Annotated in this window: 1 protein-coding gene; it reads left to right on the top strand. The window is 46.9% G+C overall.

From position 1 onward, the window contains the following. The coding region (locus A3763_RS06570) for an NAD(P)-dependent oxidoreductase (RefSeq protein ID WP_156494975.1) at positions 1–775 on the top strand (775 nt) is incomplete at its 5' end. Positions 776–846 lie beyond the last annotated feature (71 nt).

The following is an 846-nucleotide window of genomic DNA, read 5'->3' as shown; positions in this document are numbered from 1 at the left end:
TCACACGGCTGCAGTGGTCTCTAATGCTGCAACAGAAGAGGAAACCTGGCGCGTTAATGTGTTGGGTACGCAGACTGTATTAGATGAAGCGGCAAAGTGTGATAACAAAAAGCGCTTTCTGCACTTTTCCTCCGTTGCCGCGTTGGGCTTAAGTCACACCGGAGCAATGGATGAAAATACTGCCTTGAGGTCTTGCGGTCAGAAATATTCAGACTCCAAACTGGCTAGTGAACATTTGGTTCTGAACTACAACAATGCAGGAAAAGTGGATGCCACCATTATCCGCCCTGCAGATGTTTACGGTCCGGGCTCCCGACCCTGGACCGTGACGCCAATTGACATGATGAAGCAAAAGAAATTCATCGCCCCGAAAGAAGGTATGTTCGGCCCAGTGTATATTGATGACTTGGTTGAGGGCTGTTATTTGGCACTGAACTCAGACAAGGCAATCGGACAGATTTATATCCTATCAGGCATGGGGCAGGTGAGTAATCAGGAGTATTTTTCTTTTTTAGCCAAAATGTTAGGTTTGGACTCGGCAAGAACACTTTCCAAACAGCTGCTTTATCCTATCGCTTTTGCCGCGGAGCGAATGGCTCATCTTTTCGGTAAACGTACAGAATTAAATCCTTCTACCGTTGCGATGCTATCGAGGCCTAGTGCTAAATATATCCATGATAAGGCCAGTGCAGAGCTAGGGTATCAGCCTAAAGTTAGCCTTGAAGAAGGTATGGCTAGGAGTGAGCAATGGCTGCGTGAGCAGGGAGTGATATAAAACTACCTCATCATGTAGACAGAAAGTCCCAACCCTCGCTGAGGCGACTGATTACTATGAGCTTTAGAGTC

The sequence above is a fragment of the Oleiphilus sp. HI0128 genome, from assembly GCF_001635365.1.
This window is presented reverse-complemented; position numbering and strand designations above follow the sequence as displayed.